Raw genomic sequence first — 14,247 nt, 5'->3', positions numbered from 1 at the left:
ACGGACCGAATCCCGCCGGGCGGTCAGCGGACGAGCGGCATCACCCGCTCCGCCGCACCGAGCTTGTCCGGGTTCCGCACCACATACAGGCCGGTGACCAGGCCCGCGTCCATCTCGACCAGCATGACCAGATCGAGTCGCTCGCCCGAGTACACGGCCAGCGCGGGCAGGCCGTTGAACGCGGCGAACTCCACTCGCATGTCGGGCAGCGGCCTGCGGCTCAGGCCGCTCAGCACGCGTGCGACCTTCCGCGCTCCGGACACCGGAACCCGCGCGGCCGTCACCTTGCCGCCACCGTCGGCGACGTAGACGACATCCGGCGCGAGTACCGCCATGAGTGCCTCCACGTCGCCGCCGGCAGCGGCGGACAGCAACTCCGCCACTACCCGGCGCGCCTGCTCGTCGGACGCGACGTACCGCCGGCGTCGCGCCTGTACGTGGCTGCGGGCGCGGTGCGCGATCTGCCGCACCGTCGCCTCCTGCCTGCCGACGGCCGCGGCGATCTGGGCGTGGTCGAAGCCGAACACCTCGCGCAGCACGAACACTGCCCGTTCGAGCGGGCCGAGGGTCTCGAGCACCAGCATCATCGCCATCGACACCGATTCGGCGAGCAGCACGTCCTCGGCGGCATCGGGGGCGGTCCGCACCGGTTCGGGCAGCCACGGCCCGACGTAGTCCTCCCGGCGCCGCTGCGCCGTGCGCAGCGAGTTCAGCGCCTGCCGGGTGACCACGCGGCTCAGATAGGCCCGCGGGTTCGCCACCTCGTCGAGCTCCACCTCGGCCCAGCGCAGGTAGCTGTCCTGCAGGATGTCCTCGCTGTCGGCGACGCTGCCGGTGATCTCGTACGCGATGCCGAACAGCAGGCCCCGATGCCGGGTGAACAGTTCGTCGTGCGTCGTCTCGCCGGGTGTCATGTCGCTGGGTGTCGTGTCGCCGTGCGTCATCGACGGACCGCGAGCGGCTCGGGCGTGGGCGCCGGTCCCTTCGGGAACGGGTAGCTGTGTCCTCGCGCCTGTCGTCGCAACATCCACACCGTCCCGCGCACCACCGTCTCCTTGCCGAACGCCCCCAACGTACCGCGCAACGCGAAGCTGCGGGCCGTGTCGTCCGGGCGGGTGCGCTGCACGACGCCGGAGGCGCGGCCCAGCGAGATGCACTGCGCCGCGAACCCCAGCGACAGCGGCTGCGGATCCGTGCCCGTCAGCAACGCCCAGGTGGTGTCGGCGCCGTGGGCGCCGAGCGGCAGCGCCGCCTGGCAGCTCATCCGGATGTGATCCTGACCGTCGACGGTCACGGCGTCGCCCACGCCCACGACGTTCGCTCCGTCCGCGCTCCGCAGGGTCGCGTCGACCCGCAGCCGGCCGGCGTCGTCGACCGGCAGGCCACTGCGCCGGGCCAGGTCGGGCACCGTGAAGCCGCCTGCCCAGATCGTGAGCTCGGCCGGCATCGCGTCGCCGTCGGCGAGCAGCACCGCGTCGTCTTCGACGGCGACGACCCGGCCCGGCCGGATCCGGACGCCGAGCCGTCGCAGCCGCGCGGCGACGAACCGCCGGGTGGCCCCGGGCAGATGTGCGACGGGATCCCCGACGAGGGTGCAGGTCAGGCGGGGATGTGCCTCGGCGATCTCGGCGGCCGTTTCGACGCCGGTGAGTCCGCCCCCGACGATCACCACGTCCGCCCCGTCCTGGAGTTCCCCGAGCGCGGCGGCCGTGTCCAGGGCGCGTTCGAACTCGGCCGTCGAGTGCAGCCGGTCGGCGCCCGGGATCGCAGGCGCGGCGGCGCCACTGCCGACGGCGTAGACGGCGATGCGGAACGGCAGCGCCGTCCCGTCCGCGAGCAGCACCCGATCCCTACCGATGTGCACCGCGGTACCGAGGTGCACGGCTGCCGCCGGATGCAGCACGTCGGCGAGGCCGTGCGTGGCACCGCCGGAGCCGGCCGCGAGCTGATGCAGCCGCACCCTCTCGACGAACACCGGTCGCGGCGCGACGACCGTCACCGATACCTCCGGATGCGCGGCGAGCAGACGGTTCGCTGCCATCACTCCCGCGTACCCGGCTCCGAGTACCACCACGTCGGTTGCCATCCTGACCACCCCTTCTGTTGTCGACGATGTCCGCGGTCGTAGATGGGACACCGGCCGGCCCGGGAACGTGACAGGCGGTGGCGGTGCTCACCCGGGCGGGGGCGCGAGGAAGGCGGTCTCGGCGGCGTCGCGGCCGGCGAACCACCCCTCGGCATCGACGCTGCGCGTGCGGGTCGACCGGGTCGTCGGGAACAGCCGGCGGAACTCCGCGTCCACGGCCTCGGAGCGACGGGCCAGCAGCGGCGCGAGTTGCGTGACGGACATACTCGCGTCGGCCGCGGCGGCCGCGGTGGCACCTGCGTCGGCCTGCCGTAACCGTTCGCCGATCCGGTATGCGTACCCGGTCAGGAAGGCACGGCGGAACGCCGTCGCCGCACCGCCGGTGCGGCCCTCTGGTCCGGCGGCGCGTACGGCCCGGGCGGCCTGCACCGACAGCGACGCGAACAGCACTTCGACCTGCTGCAGGTCGACCTCGGCCCCGACGATCGTGGCGATTCCGACCTTGGTGAACCACACCGTGCGCGTGCGGTTCGCGTTCCCGATCGCGGTGAGCAGCAGCACCTTCTCCTTCGCGTACGGATTGTCGACGTGCACGCGGCGCCCGCGCGTGGTGTCCGCGCCGGCGCGGGTGACCAGGGCCGTGCCGATCGCGTACCGGGTCATCAGTTCCTGGGCCTTGGCGGTGAGGGTCTCGGCCTCCTCCGGATAGTCCGTGGACTCGGCCTTCGCCAGGAGGCCGCGGATCCGTGCGAGCACCCTCGGATCCGGGGTCGCGGCCTCGCCGGCCGCAGGCGCCGGTCGCAGCGGCGGCCACTGCGAGGGCAGCGGCAGGAGTGGGGCGAACTGCGGCAGGTACTTCCAGGCGAACGCCAGCCCCATCACCTGGAAGCGGGACAGGCCGGGCAGCTCGCGCAGCAGTTCCGCGCCCAACCGTCGTGCGGGTGCATCGGGTGGCACCCGGTCGGCGATCCGCGCGGCCGAGGGGCAGCGCTGCGCGACCGCGCCGAGTTGGCGCACCCAGTCGAGGGGTGCCCGCTCGGCCGCGTCACTGCGGCGGGCGTCGAACAGCACCGCCGCGGCCGCCAGCGGAACGTCCGTGGTGTCACCGGAACGGGCCGTCACGTGCAGCACGTCGACCGGTTGCCAGCCGCGCTCGTACGCGGCGCCCAGTTCGTCGAGAAGCGGCCGGATCCCGAGGTGGAAGGCCTCCTCGGATGCGCCGGACCCGCCAGCCGCCTGTCGAAAGTATGTTCTATCTCGCCCCATGCGCGGAGTGTGCACGAGGCCACCGACAGGCGGCGTGACGCGCTACTCGTACCGCGGGAACACCGGGGCCGGAGCCGGCAACTGCGTGCCCGGCGCGAGGCGCGTGGCGATGTCCGCGAACTGCCGCGCCTGCGGATCCTGCCCCACCAGATCCAGGATCTTCGCGGCGGAGTCCGGCATCACCGGCTGCACGAGCAGGCCGACGATCCGCACGACCTCGAGCGTCACGTACAGCACCGTGGCCATCCGGGCCGGGTCGGTCTTGCGCAGCACCCACGGCGCCTGGGCGGAGAAGTACCGGTTCGTCTCGCCGAGGACGTGCCAGATCGACTCGAGGGCCAGGTGCAACGCCTGCACGTCGAACTCGGCGCGGACCTTGTCGAGCAGCGCGTCCGCCTGCGCGAGGAGCGCTCGGTCGTCTTCGGTGAACTCACCGGGGTCCGGCACCACACCGTCGAGGTTCTTGGCGACCATCGTCAGCGAGCGCTGCGCCAGGTTGCCGAGTTCGTTCGCCAGGTCCGCGTTGATGCGGGTCACGATCGCCTCGTGGCTGTAGCTGCCGTCCTGGCCGTAGGAGATCTCCCGCAGCAGGAAGAAGCGCAGCGGATCGAGGCCGTACTGTTCGACCATCTCGAGCGGGTCGACGACGTTGCCGACCGACTTGGACATCTTCTCGCCCTTGTTGAACAGGAAGCCGTGCACGAACACCCGCTCGGGCAGCTCGATCCCGGCCGACATCAAGAACGCCGGCCAGTACACGGTGTGGAAGCGGGTGATGTCCTTACCGATGATGTGCAGGTTCGCAGGCCAGTAGCGGCGGAACGACTCCGACCCGGTGTCGGGGAAACCCGCACCGGTCAGGTAGTTGGTGAGCGCGTCGACCCACACGTACATCACGTGCTCGGGATGGTCCGGCACAGGCACGCCCCAATCGAAGGTGGTGCGGGAGATCGACAGATCCTTCAGTCCGCCCGAGACGAAGCTGACGATCTCGTTGCGCCGGGTGGCAGGCGCGATGAAGTCCGGCCGTTCCTCGTACAGCTTCAGCAGCTTGTCCTGATACGCCGAGAGCCGGAAGAAGTACGTCGACTCCTCCGTCCACTCCACAGGGGTCCCGGACTCGGTCGCGATACGCGAGCCGTCCTCGAGCGCGGTCGTCTCGGCCTCCGCGTAGAACGCCTCGTCGCGAACGGAGTACCACCCCGAGTAGGTGTCGAGGTAGATGTCGCCGTTGTCGGCCATCCGCTGCCAGATCGCCTTGCTCGCCTCGAGGTGGTCGGCGTCCGTGGTGCGGATGAACCGGTCGAAGGAGATGTTCAGCGACTTGTCCATGGCCTCGAACACGCCGGAGTTGCGGGCCGCGAGGTCCCGCACGTCCAGGCCCTCCTTCGCCGCCGTCTGCTGCATCTTCAGACCGTGCTCGTCGGTGCCGGTCAGGAAGTACACGTCGAAGCCGTCGAGGCGCTTGAACCGGGCGATCGCGTCCGAGGAGATGTACTCGTAGGCGTGGCCGATGTGCGGTGCGCCGTTCGGATAAGCGATCGCGGTCGTCAGATAGAACGGCGGGCGGGAGGCGGCAGGAGCAGTCATGGTGCGTCCACTTTATAGGTAGATAGTGTATGGGCCGTGAGCCGAACCCGTCCCGCGCCCGAGCCTCCGCAGCCGCTCTCGCCGCTCGTCGACGCCCACACGCACCTCGACGCGTGCGGCGCCCGCGATGCCGAGTCGGTGGCGGCCGTCCTCGACCGGGCGGCGGCGGTGGGCGTCGGACGCGTCGTCACCGTCGCCGACGACATCGCCGCAGCCCGCTTCGCCGTCGACGCCGCGCACTGGGACGCACGGGTCTACGCCGCCGTGGCGCTCCACCCCACCCGGGCGAACGCGCTCGACGACGCCACGCGCACCGAGATCGAGAAGCTCGCCGCCGACCCGCGCGTCGTCGCGGTGGGGGAGACCGGCCTCGACCTGTACTGGCCCGGCAAGCTCGACGGCTGCGCCGACCCGCTCGAGCAGGAGGACGCGTTCCGCTGGCACATCGACCTGGCCAAACGGCTCGGCAAGACCCTGATGATCCACAATCGTGACGCCGATGCCGAGTTGCTGCGCGTGCTGCACGACGAGGGCGCGCCGGAGACGGTGATCTTCCACTGCTTCTCGTCGGACGCGGACATGGCGCGGGCCTGCGTCGACGCCGGCTACCTGCTCAGCTTTTCCGGGACGGTGAGCTTCAAGAACGCGAAGGCGCTGCGTGCCGCAGCCCCGTTGGTGCCGCCCGAGTTGGTACTCGTGGAGACCGACGCTCCCTTCCTGACGCCCCATCCGTTCCGCGGGGCCCCCAACGAGCCGTACTGCCTGCCCTACACGGTGCGGGCGCTGGCGGAGGTGCGCGGTGCGGACCCGGCCGAGCTGGCCGCTACGACCACCGCGAATGCCGAACGGGTCTACGGACTTTCGTAACGGTGTCCCCGTTCCGAGGCGCCCGGAGCAGGTGGCCGGGACAATGGGTGGCATGCACAGTTTCGTCTACAACGCTCAGCCGTCACGGGTGGTCTTCGGTCCGGGAACCGCGGCGCGGGTCGCCGACGAGGTGCGCCGCCTCGATCGCTCGCGGGTCCTGCTGCTCGGCGGCGAACACGTCCGTCCGCAGGCCGAGCTGGTCGAGAAGGCCCTCGGGAGCCTACAGGTCGCCCGGTTCGACGGGGCCGTCATGCACACCCCCGTGGCGGTCACCGAGAAGGTGCTGGGCCTGGTCTCCGAACACGACATCGACGCCGTCGTCGCCGTGGGCGGAGGGTCGACGACGGGGCTGTCGAAGGCGATCGCAGTGCGCACCGGCGTCGACCAGCTGATCCTGCCGACCACCTACGCCGGATCCGAGGTGACTCCCGTCCTCGGGGAGACCGCGGACGGTGTGAAGACCACGCACTCGTCGCCGGCCATCCTGCCCGAGACCGTCATCTACGACGTCGAGTTCACCCTGTCGATGCCGATCCCGATGGCACTGACCAGCGCGATCAACGCGATGGCGCATGCCGTGGAGGCGTTGTACGCCGAGCACGCCAACCCGATCATCGACACGCTGGCGCTCGAGGCGATCCGCGCGATCGCCCGGGGTGTGCCGGTCCTGGGTGCCGACGCCGCGGACCGGGAGGGACGCTCGGACCTGCTGCTCGCGGCGTGGCTGGCCGGCACGTGCCTGAGCGCGGGGGGAATGGGCTTGCACCACAAGCTGTGCCACGTCCTGGGCGGCAGTTTCGACCTGCCGCACGCGGCGACGCACACCGTGGTGCTGCCGCACGTGATGGCGTTCAACGCGCCGTCGGTGCCGGCCGTGATGAGCCGCATCGCCGATGCCCTCGGCACGCCCACCGCTCCGGCCGGGGTCTTCGACCTGGTGGCGGCCGCGGGTGGCCCGACGACACTGGCCGAACTGGGGATGTCCGAGGGGGACCTGGACGAGGCGGCACACCTGGCCACCGAACGGCAGTACCCCAACCCGCGCGAGGTGACCCGGGTGGGGGTGCGGCGCCTGCTGGGCGATGCCTATGCCGGGATCCGCCCCGAGTGAGGGTGCCCCTCGGTGGCATCGGTGAGGGTGCCCCTCGGGGCCCTGTCCAGGCGCTTCCTCAGTGGGTGGGGGGATTGCGGCGTGGCCGGATCCGGGCGTTGGGCAGCGCCGGTGCGGGTAGCCGCGCCACCTTCCCGGTGTAGCCCTCGACCCGGCCGAAGCGTTCTCCCTCGCGCTGCCACTCGTCGCGGAACGCGGCGATCTCGTCGTGGCTGCGACCGACGAAGTTCCACCACATGACGATCTCCTCCCCGAACGGCGTACCGCCGAGCAACACGGCGCGTGCGGGTTCGTCGGTGAGATTCGTCAGCGCGAGCGTAGAGACCCCGGTGCCGACGTAGCCGAGCGCGGAACGGGTCAGGACGGTGCCGGCGAGCCGGACGCTGCCGGTGTCGACGAGCAGGCCGTGCTCGAACTCGGGATCGACGGCCAGTTCGACGCTCGCGCCCGGGTCGAGGGTGATCTCGGCGCCGAGCAGAGGGGTGAAGGTGGGCACGGGCGACGTGGATCCGGCGAGGGAGCCGAGGAAGACGGCGACGGTCGCGCCCGCGATCCGGACCGGTTCGGGCACGTAGTGCCGGAAGTCACGAGGGGCGTCGCGGTGCGCGTCGGGCAAGGCCACCCACAGCTGGACGCCGTGCAGGACCGTCGTGGCGGACGTGGAGACCTCCGAATGGGCGATGCCGTGGCCGCCCGTCATGAGATTGAGTTCGCCGGGACGGACGAACGCGTGCTTGCCGAGGCTGTCGCGGTGCTCGATCTCGCCGGCGAACAGCCAGCTCACCGTCTGCAGGCCGGTGTGCGGGTGCGGCGCGACGTCCATTCCGCCGGTGGCGGCGACGTCGTCGGGCCCGTAGTGGTCGGCGAAGCACCAGGCTCCGACGAGAGACCGGGCTCGCTGCGGCAGCGTGCGGCGGACCGGCATCGCGCGCGGGCCGCCGAGCGGAACCTCACGGGAGGTGATGATCTGCACGCGGGTGGGTGCCGGCTCGGACTCGCAGACGATCTCGGCGGGCTCGGCGTCGACGTTGCTCATCTACAAGACCTTGCTTCCGTACATCTCGCCGAGGGGATCGGCGATGAGTTCGATGCGGGCACCGTCGGGGTCGCGGAAGTACAGGGAGACCTCGCTGTGTTCGACGAGGTCGACGCCGGCCTCGGTCAGTTTGGTGCGCAAGTGTTCCCAGCGGCCCGGCTCGACGCTGATCGCGATGTGGTGCAGCCCGCCGAGGACCTCCTGGTAGGGGCCGACGTCGAGCCCGGGAAAGTCGAAGAAGGCCAGCAGGTTTCCGTTTCCGATGTCGAAGAAGAAGTGCGACGAACCGGGGTAGTCGCGGTTCTCGATCAACTCGGTGAGCGGGAACTCGAGCACGTCCTGGTAGAAGCGCACCGTGCGCTCGACGTCGCTGCTGACGAGTGCGGTGTGGTGCAACCCGCGCGCCGACGACGTGGGTCGTTCGCCGACGGGCCGGAGGTATCGGGTGCGGAGTTCTTCCCGCAGCGTCGCGGAGCGGCGGCTGCGTTCCTCTTCCACGCTGGTGCTCACGATGGGGCTCCTTCGACCGGTGGTTGCGCCTTCGGTGAGAAGCATACTCCATGTGATTGATCAATCAACTACTTTTCGGGGCATCGCGCTCTCCGCGTCCGGCTAGGTTGAACCTTCAACCTTGTGCCGCTACCGTAGGGGCGGCTTCGATCGAAGGACGAGCCCCCACCGCCCGCACCGAAAGGTCCCCCATGAACAACCCCGTCCTGCGCAACGTCGGGCTGCTCGTCGCCCGAGTGGTCATCGGCATCGTCTTCCTCGCCCACGGGCTGCAGAAGGTGAACCAGGGATACTCCGCCACCAAGGCTGGATTCGAGGGCATGGACGTGCCCGTGCCCGCACTGTCCGCCTTCTACGCCACCTGGGTGGAGACACTCGGCGGCATCGCCCTGATCATCGGCCTGCTCGTGCCGGTCTTCGGCGTCCTGCTGCTGGTGAACATGCTCGGTGCGTTCTTCTTCGTCCACATCGGCAACGGCATCTACGTCACCGACGGCGGATGGGAGCTCGTCGGGGCGCTCGGCGCGGGAGCGTTGGTGCTCGCCGTCGTCGGTGCCGGCGCGTACAGCATCGACGCCCTGCTCGGCCGCCGGGTGCGGTTCCTGCAGACCGCGTAGCCGTGGGTGAGGCCCGGCGCCCGGGAACCGGGCGCCGGCCTCAGAGCACCTTCGCGAGGAAGTCGCGGGTCCGTTCCTGGCGGGGGCTCCCGAACAGTTCCTTCGGCGTGCCCTCCTCGAGGACGTACCCGTCGGCCATGAACAGCACCCAGTCGGCAACCTCCCGGGCGAAACCCATCTCGTGCGTGACCACGACCATGGTCATGCCCTCGGCCGCCAGGTCGCGCAGCACCTGCAGCACCTCGCCCACCATCTCCGGGTCGAGGGCGCTGGTCGCCTCGTCGAACAGCATGATGTCCGGATTCATGGCCAGCGCCCGTGCAATCGCGACGCGCTGCTTCTGCCCGCCGGACAGGTTGGCCGGCTTCGCGTCGGCCTTCTCACTCAGCCCCACCCGGTCGAGCAGGGCGAGCCCCCGTGCCCGTGCCTCCTCCTTGGTCGCCCGCTTCGTCAGCACCGGCGCGAGCACGATGTTCTCGAGGGCCGTCATGTGCGGGAAGAGATTGAAGTGCTGGAACACCATCCCGATATGGCGGCGCACCCGGTCGATGTCGATCTTCCGGTCGGCAAGGTCGAACCCGTGCACCACCACCGAACCGGTGCTGATGTCCTCGAGCCGGTTCAGGCACCGCAGGAACGTCGACTTGCCCGAACCGGAGGGGCCGATCACGCACACCACCTCGCCGGCGAGGATGTCCACATCGATGCCCTTGAGCACCTCGTTCTCGCCGAACGACTTCTTCAGGCCGCGCACGCGGATCTTCACCTCGCGACCGTCCTCGAGCGGCTGGGCCGCGGCTGCCTCGGTCAACGGTTGATCCTTTTCTCGAGTCGGTCCGACAATTTGGTCAGCGCCATGATGACGACGAAGTAGATCACCCCGATGATCAGCCACATCTGGAACGACTGGAAGTTGCGGGCGATGATGATCCGCCCGGTCTGGGTGAGCTCGGCGATGCCGATCACCGACAGGATCGAGGTGTCCTTCAGCGTGATCACGAACTGATTGATGTACGACGGGATCATGGTGCGCACCGCCTGGGGCATGACCACCTTGCGCATCGCGGGCAGGTAGCCGATGCCGAGGCTGCGGGCGGCCTCCATCTGCCCCTTGTCCACGGACAGGATGCCGCCACGCACGATCTCGGCCATGTACGCGCCCGCATTGAGCGAGAGCGTGATGATGCCCGCGGTGAACGCCGACATCTGGAATCCGGCCGCGGCCGGGATGCCGAAGTAGATGAAGAAGGCCTGCACCAGCAGCGGGGTGCCGCGGAAGACGTCGACGTAGGCGGTGCCGATCCCGCGCAGAACGATGTTGCGTGAGACCCGCATGAGGCCGAACAGCGCGCCGAGCACCAGCGCGATCGCGATCGAGACGACCGACAGCACGAGGGTCAGCCACAGCCCCTCGAGCAGCAGTTGCCAGGTGCTGCGGAGCAGGCCGGGGATGGAGTTGTCGGCCTGCACGGCGCCCTCGCCGAGGTAACTCTCCACGATCTCGTCGTAGCGGCCGTTGTCCCGCAGATTCTGCAGGCCCGCGTTGAACGCGGTGAGCAGCTCGGGATTGCGGCCCTTGTTCACCGCGAACCCGTAGTTCGCACCGGCCTCCTTCTCCGTGACCGTCTTCAGCCCGTTGCCCTGGGCGATGCCGTACGCCAGCACCGGGTAGTCGTCGAAGACCGCGACCGAGTTCCCGGTGCGGACCTCGTCGTACATGCTCGCCGAGTCGGCGAAGTAGACCGTGGTGAACCCGTACTCGTCCTTGATGGACTCGGCGAACGCGGCGCCCTCGGTGCCGTTCTTGACCGCGACGCGCTTGCCTGCCAGATCGGCGTACGACGCGACCTCGTCGTTGCCGGCGAGGACCGCCATCTGCACGCCGGACTCGAAGTAGGGATCCGAGAAGTCGAAGACCTGCTTGCGCTCCTCCGTGATCGACATGCCCGCGATCACGCCGTCGGCCTGGTCGGCCTGCACCGCCTGCAGCGCGGCATCGAAGCCCAGCGGACGAACCTCCACGGTGAAGCCCTGGTCCTCCGCGATCTCCCGGATCAGGTCCATGTCGATGCCGACGAAGTCGCCCTGCTCGTTCTGGAATTCGAAGGGTGCAAAGGTCACGTCGGTGGCGATGACGTAGGTGCGGCCGGCGGCGGGGGACTGCGCCAGGGCCGCCGGGGTGGCAGCGAGCAGCAGCGCGCCGAGCATGCCGAGCAGGGTCAGCAGCGCCGCACTCCGCCGCGCCGGAGGACGGTGAATTCGGTCACCCAAAGTAATCCCACCTCTGTAATTCGCGCGTCGTGCGGCACGTCTTCCCGAGCGTCGAATCGACGCTAGCCCGCACCTTCGGTCGCGGCCCGCTATTGATCGAAAATTACGAATCGTCACCTGTCTCGTTACCGAGAAACTGCAGTTAGAAACGGTGCAGTTGCCGTATCAATGCCGATTCGTTACCGTGCCGTGATCGAAGTTGTCGACAGTCCAGGAATTACCGTGTCACCTTTCACCAAGATCAACAGAGCGAAATCGCCGACGCTGTACGTGGTCGTCGCCGCGCTCTTTCTCACCCTGGCGGCCGGCGGAATCGCCGCGCTGATCCAGCACAAGGAACTCACCCTCGACGTGGACGGTGAGCACATCGCGCTCAGCACCATGAGCTCCGAGGTCGGTGACGTTCTCGCCGGCGCCGGCTACCCGGTCGGCGAGCACGACGTGGTGGCCCCGGCCGTCGACGCCGAGGTCTCGGACGGGGACACGGTGGTGCTGCGGCGGGCCCGTGAGGTGGCGTTGAGTGTCGACGGTGTCGAGCGCACGGTGTGGACGACGGCGTCGACGGTGGACGAGGCGCTGGCACAGTTCGAGCTGGCCGCGGACGTGTACACCTCGGCGTCGCGGTCGCACCGGTTGCCGCTCGAAGGTGCCGAGCTCGACGTGGTGAGCCCGAAGACGGTGCGGTTGCTCGACGGTGGCGCTCCGGCCGTGGAGGTGCGGATGGCGGCACCGACGGTCGGGGAGTTCCTGTCCGCGCACGGCGTGGCGCTCGAGCAGGCCGATTCGGTGGTGCCCCCGGTCGACGCGGCGCTGACCGAGGGGCTCGATATCCGCGTCACCCGCGACCGCATCGAGACCCGCATCGAGAACCAGCCGGTGCCGGCCCCCGAGCAGCGCGTCGACGACCCGAACATGCCCCAGGGCGAGACCGCCGTCGACACCCCGGGTGCTCCCGGTGAGCGCACCGTGACCCTCGATGTGCACACGATCGACGGGGTCGAGGTCGGCCGCACCGAGAAGGCGTCGACGACCCTCCGCGAGCCGGCCCCGGCAGTCGTCCGCGTCGGCACCAAGCCCGCGCCGGCCGTGCCCGCTTCCGGCCGCGCCTCCACCTGGGACGCCCTCGCGCAGTGCGAGGCCACCGGCAACTGGGCCATCAACACCGGTAACGGTTTCTACGGCGGCCTGCAGTTCACCCAGCAGACCTGGGCCGCGTTCGGCGGCACCGAGTACGCGCCGCGCGCCGACCTGGCCAGTCGCGAGCAGCAGATCGCCGTCGCCGAAAAGGTCCAGGCCGCGCAGGGCTGGGGAGCCTGGCCGTCGTGCACCAGCAAGATGGGCTTGCGGTAGGAATTCCGGCTCGTGTCCTCGGTGACGAGGATCGACGACTCACGTTCCGTGCTGTCGCACGTCGTCGTCGCGGCGCTTCCGGTGACATTCGTCGCCGGGAGTGCCGCGACGACGCTCGTCCGGCGCGAGACCGTGACGATCGACGGGGAACGGCACACCCAGGGCCGGGGAGCGTGGCCGTCCTACTCGTCCGCCCCGGCGTGCGCTAGGTTCGGCACGTGCCAGACCACTCATCCGGCGATCCCGGCTCGGCCCCTCGCGAGGGTTCCGACGTGACCGCTCGCGACGGTTCCGATGTGACCGCTCGCGACGGTTCCGATGTGACCGCTCGCGACGGTTCCGACGCGACCGCTCGCGACGGTTCCGACGCGACCGCTCGCGACGGTTCCGACGGGACCGCTCGCGGTCGTGCCGCCCTGCTCGGCCCCGCCGAGGTGCGCGCGCTCGCGGAGGAGTTCGGCGTCCGGCCGACGAAACAACTCGGCCAGAATTTCGTGCACGATGCCAACACGGTGCGCCGCATCGTCTCCGTCGCCGGTGTCGGCCGCGACGACGTGGTCCTCGAAGTGGGCCCGGGCCTCGGCTCGCTGACGCTCGCCCTGCTCGACGTGGTCGACCGCGTCGTCGCCGTCGAGATCGATCCCAGGCTCGCCGAGCGGCTGCCCGCCACGGTCGCCGACCGCGCACCCGATCTCGCCGACCGACTCGACGTCGTCCTGAAGGACGCCATGCGGGTGCAGCCCGCCGACCTGCCGGTCGCCCCGACTGCGCTCGTCGCGAACCTGCCCTACAACGTCGCGGTCCCCGTCCTGCTGCACCTGTTCGCCGAATTCGACTCGTTGCGTACCGCTCTGGTGATGGTGCAGGCCGAGGTGGCCGACCGGCTCGCCGCCCGGCCCGGCAGCCGCGTATACGGCGTGCCCAGCGTCAAAGCCGGGTTCTTCGGCGACGTCCGTCGTGCCGGCTCGGTCGGCCGGGCCGTGTTCTGGCCGGTGCCCCAGGTGGAATCGGGACTGGTGCGCATCGACCGCTACACCGAGCCGCCGTGGCCCACGGACGAAGCGCACCGCCGCAAGGTGTTCGCCGTCGTCGATGCCGCCTTCGCGCAGCGTCGCAAGACACTGCGCGCAGCCCTGAGCGGCTGGGCCGGCTCGGCTGCCGAAGCCGAACGTCGCCTGCTCGCCGCCGGGATCGATCCGTCGACGCGGGGCGAGAAGCTCGACGCCGCCGCCTTCGTGCGGATTGCCGGCACGTCGTGACGGCGCTGCGCAAACCGGTTCCCACGCAACGCTTGGCAGACGGGCGGATCTGTGCTCTACTGGTACACGGTCGTTAGGTAGTGTGTTCGTGGTTTACCCCTCGCACATTTTCTAGTTGCGAGCGGATGCGAAATTCCCACGGAATCCTTCTCAGCCGTCGAGTGACAGGCCCGGGCGACGTCGTGTCGTTCGACGAAACGTGAAGGCCTCGAGGCTTTCCGAGATGTATGAGGTTGAAAATGGTTGAAGGTACCGTGAAGTGGTTCAACGGCGAGAAGGGCTTC

General features: G+C 69.7%; 13 protein-coding genes. 5 read left to right on the top strand and 8 right to left on the bottom strand.

Annotation, left to right across the window (positions count from 1 at the left end; all coding sequences use genetic code 11):
- Window positions 1–23: 23 nt before the first annotated feature.
- The 4 genes from QYS60_RS07345 to metG all read right to left on the bottom strand — a co-directional run bounded on the left by QYS60_RS07345 (window position 24) and on the right by metG (window position 4,942).
- The gene (locus QYS60_RS07345; protein ID WP_371382805.1) at window positions 24–944 is read right to left on the bottom strand and encodes an RNA polymerase sigma-70 factor; all 921 of its coding nucleotides are present in this window, start codon (window positions 942–944) and stop codon (window positions 24–26) included.
- Window positions 941–2,086 (bottom strand): NAD(P)/FAD-dependent oxidoreductase, encoded by a 1,146-nt coding sequence (locus QYS60_RS07340; protein WP_289377352.1) that lies wholly within the window; start codon window positions 2,084–2,086, stop codon window positions 941–943. The genes QYS60_RS07345 and QYS60_RS07340 overlap by 4 nt, the downstream gene beginning before the upstream one ends.
- An 87-nt stretch (window positions 2,087–2,173) precedes the next feature.
- A complete protein-coding gene (locus QYS60_RS07335; RefSeq protein ID WP_371382804.1) occupies window positions 2,174–3,352 on the bottom strand; it encodes a DUF2786 domain-containing protein in 1,179 nt (392 codons plus the stop codon).
- A gap of 42 nt (window positions 3,353–3,394) precedes the next feature.
- Complete coding sequence (gene metG / locus QYS60_RS07330; protein WP_054371892.1) at window positions 3,395–4,942, bottom strand: methionine--tRNA ligase; 1,548 nt, start codon at window positions 4,940–4,942, stop codon at window positions 3,395–3,397.
- Window positions 4,943–4,978: 36 nt separating this feature from the next.
- Between metG and QYS60_RS07325 the strand changes: the two genes are divergently transcribed.
- Entirely contained in the window at window positions 4,979–5,809 is an 831-nt protein-coding gene (locus QYS60_RS07325; protein ID WP_289377350.1) for a TatD family hydrolase, read from the top strand.
- Window positions 5,810–5,852: 43 nt separating this feature from the next.
- Complete coding sequence (locus QYS60_RS07320) at window positions 5,853–6,920, top strand: maleylacetate reductase (RefSeq protein ID WP_328517599.1); 1,068 nt, start codon at window positions 5,853–5,855, stop codon at window positions 6,918–6,920.
- Window positions 6,921–6,978: 58 nt separating this feature from the next.
- Here the strand turns inward: QYS60_RS07320 and QYS60_RS07315 are convergent, their stop codons facing one another.
- Entirely contained in the window at window positions 6,979–7,956 is a 978-nt protein-coding gene (locus QYS60_RS07315) for a pirin family protein (protein ID WP_289377348.1), read from the bottom strand.
- Entirely contained in the window at window positions 7,957–8,466 is a 510-nt protein-coding gene (locus tag QYS60_RS07310) for a VOC family protein (RefSeq protein ID WP_289377347.1), read from the bottom strand.
- Between the two features lie 191 nt (window positions 8,467–8,657).
- On the opposite strand from QYS60_RS07310, the gene QYS60_RS07305 reads away from it, so the two are divergent.
- A complete protein-coding gene (locus tag QYS60_RS07305; RefSeq protein ID WP_289377346.1) occupies window positions 8,658–9,083 on the top strand; it encodes a DoxX family protein in 426 nt (141 codons plus the stop codon).
- 40 nt (window positions 9,084–9,123) lie between these two features.
- Here QYS60_RS07305 and QYS60_RS07300 read toward each other — a convergent pair whose 3' ends face one another.
- Window positions 9,124–9,894, bottom strand: coding sequence for an amino acid ABC transporter ATP-binding protein (locus tag QYS60_RS07300; protein WP_371382803.1), 771 nt, complete (start codon window positions 9,892–9,894; stop codon window positions 9,124–9,126).
- Window positions 9,891–11,291 (bottom strand): amino acid ABC transporter substrate-binding protein/permease, encoded by a 1,401-nt coding sequence (locus QYS60_RS07295; RefSeq protein WP_289377376.1) that lies wholly within the window; start codon window positions 11,289–11,291, stop codon window positions 9,891–9,893. Before QYS60_RS07295 ends, QYS60_RS07300 begins: the two co-directional genes overlap by 4 nt.
- 285 nt (window positions 11,292–11,576) lie before the next feature.
- On the opposite strand from QYS60_RS07295, the gene QYS60_RS07290 reads away from it, so the two are divergent.
- A complete protein-coding gene (locus QYS60_RS07290) occupies window positions 11,577–12,704 on the top strand; it encodes a resuscitation-promoting factor (RefSeq protein WP_289377344.1) in 1,128 nt (375 codons plus the stop codon).
- A gap of 416 nt (window positions 12,705–13,120) precedes the next feature.
- Window positions 13,121–13,963: a 16S rRNA (adenine(1518)-N(6)/adenine(1519)-N(6))-dimethyltransferase RsmA gene (gene rsmA / locus QYS60_RS07285; protein ID WP_371382818.1), complete on the top strand. Its 843-nt coding sequence runs from the start codon at window positions 13,121–13,123 to the stop codon at window positions 13,961–13,963.
- Window positions 13,964–14,247: the final 284 nt, after the last annotated feature.

It is taken from the genome of Rhodococcus sp. GXMU-t2271, from assembly GCF_041414735.1.
GTDB classification, from domain to species: domain Bacteria; phylum Actinomycetota; class Actinomycetes; order Mycobacteriales; family Mycobacteriaceae; genus Rhodococcus; species Rhodococcus indonesiensis.
Note: the sequence above shows the minus strand (reverse complement) of the source record. Positions and strands in the feature narration are given on the sequence as shown.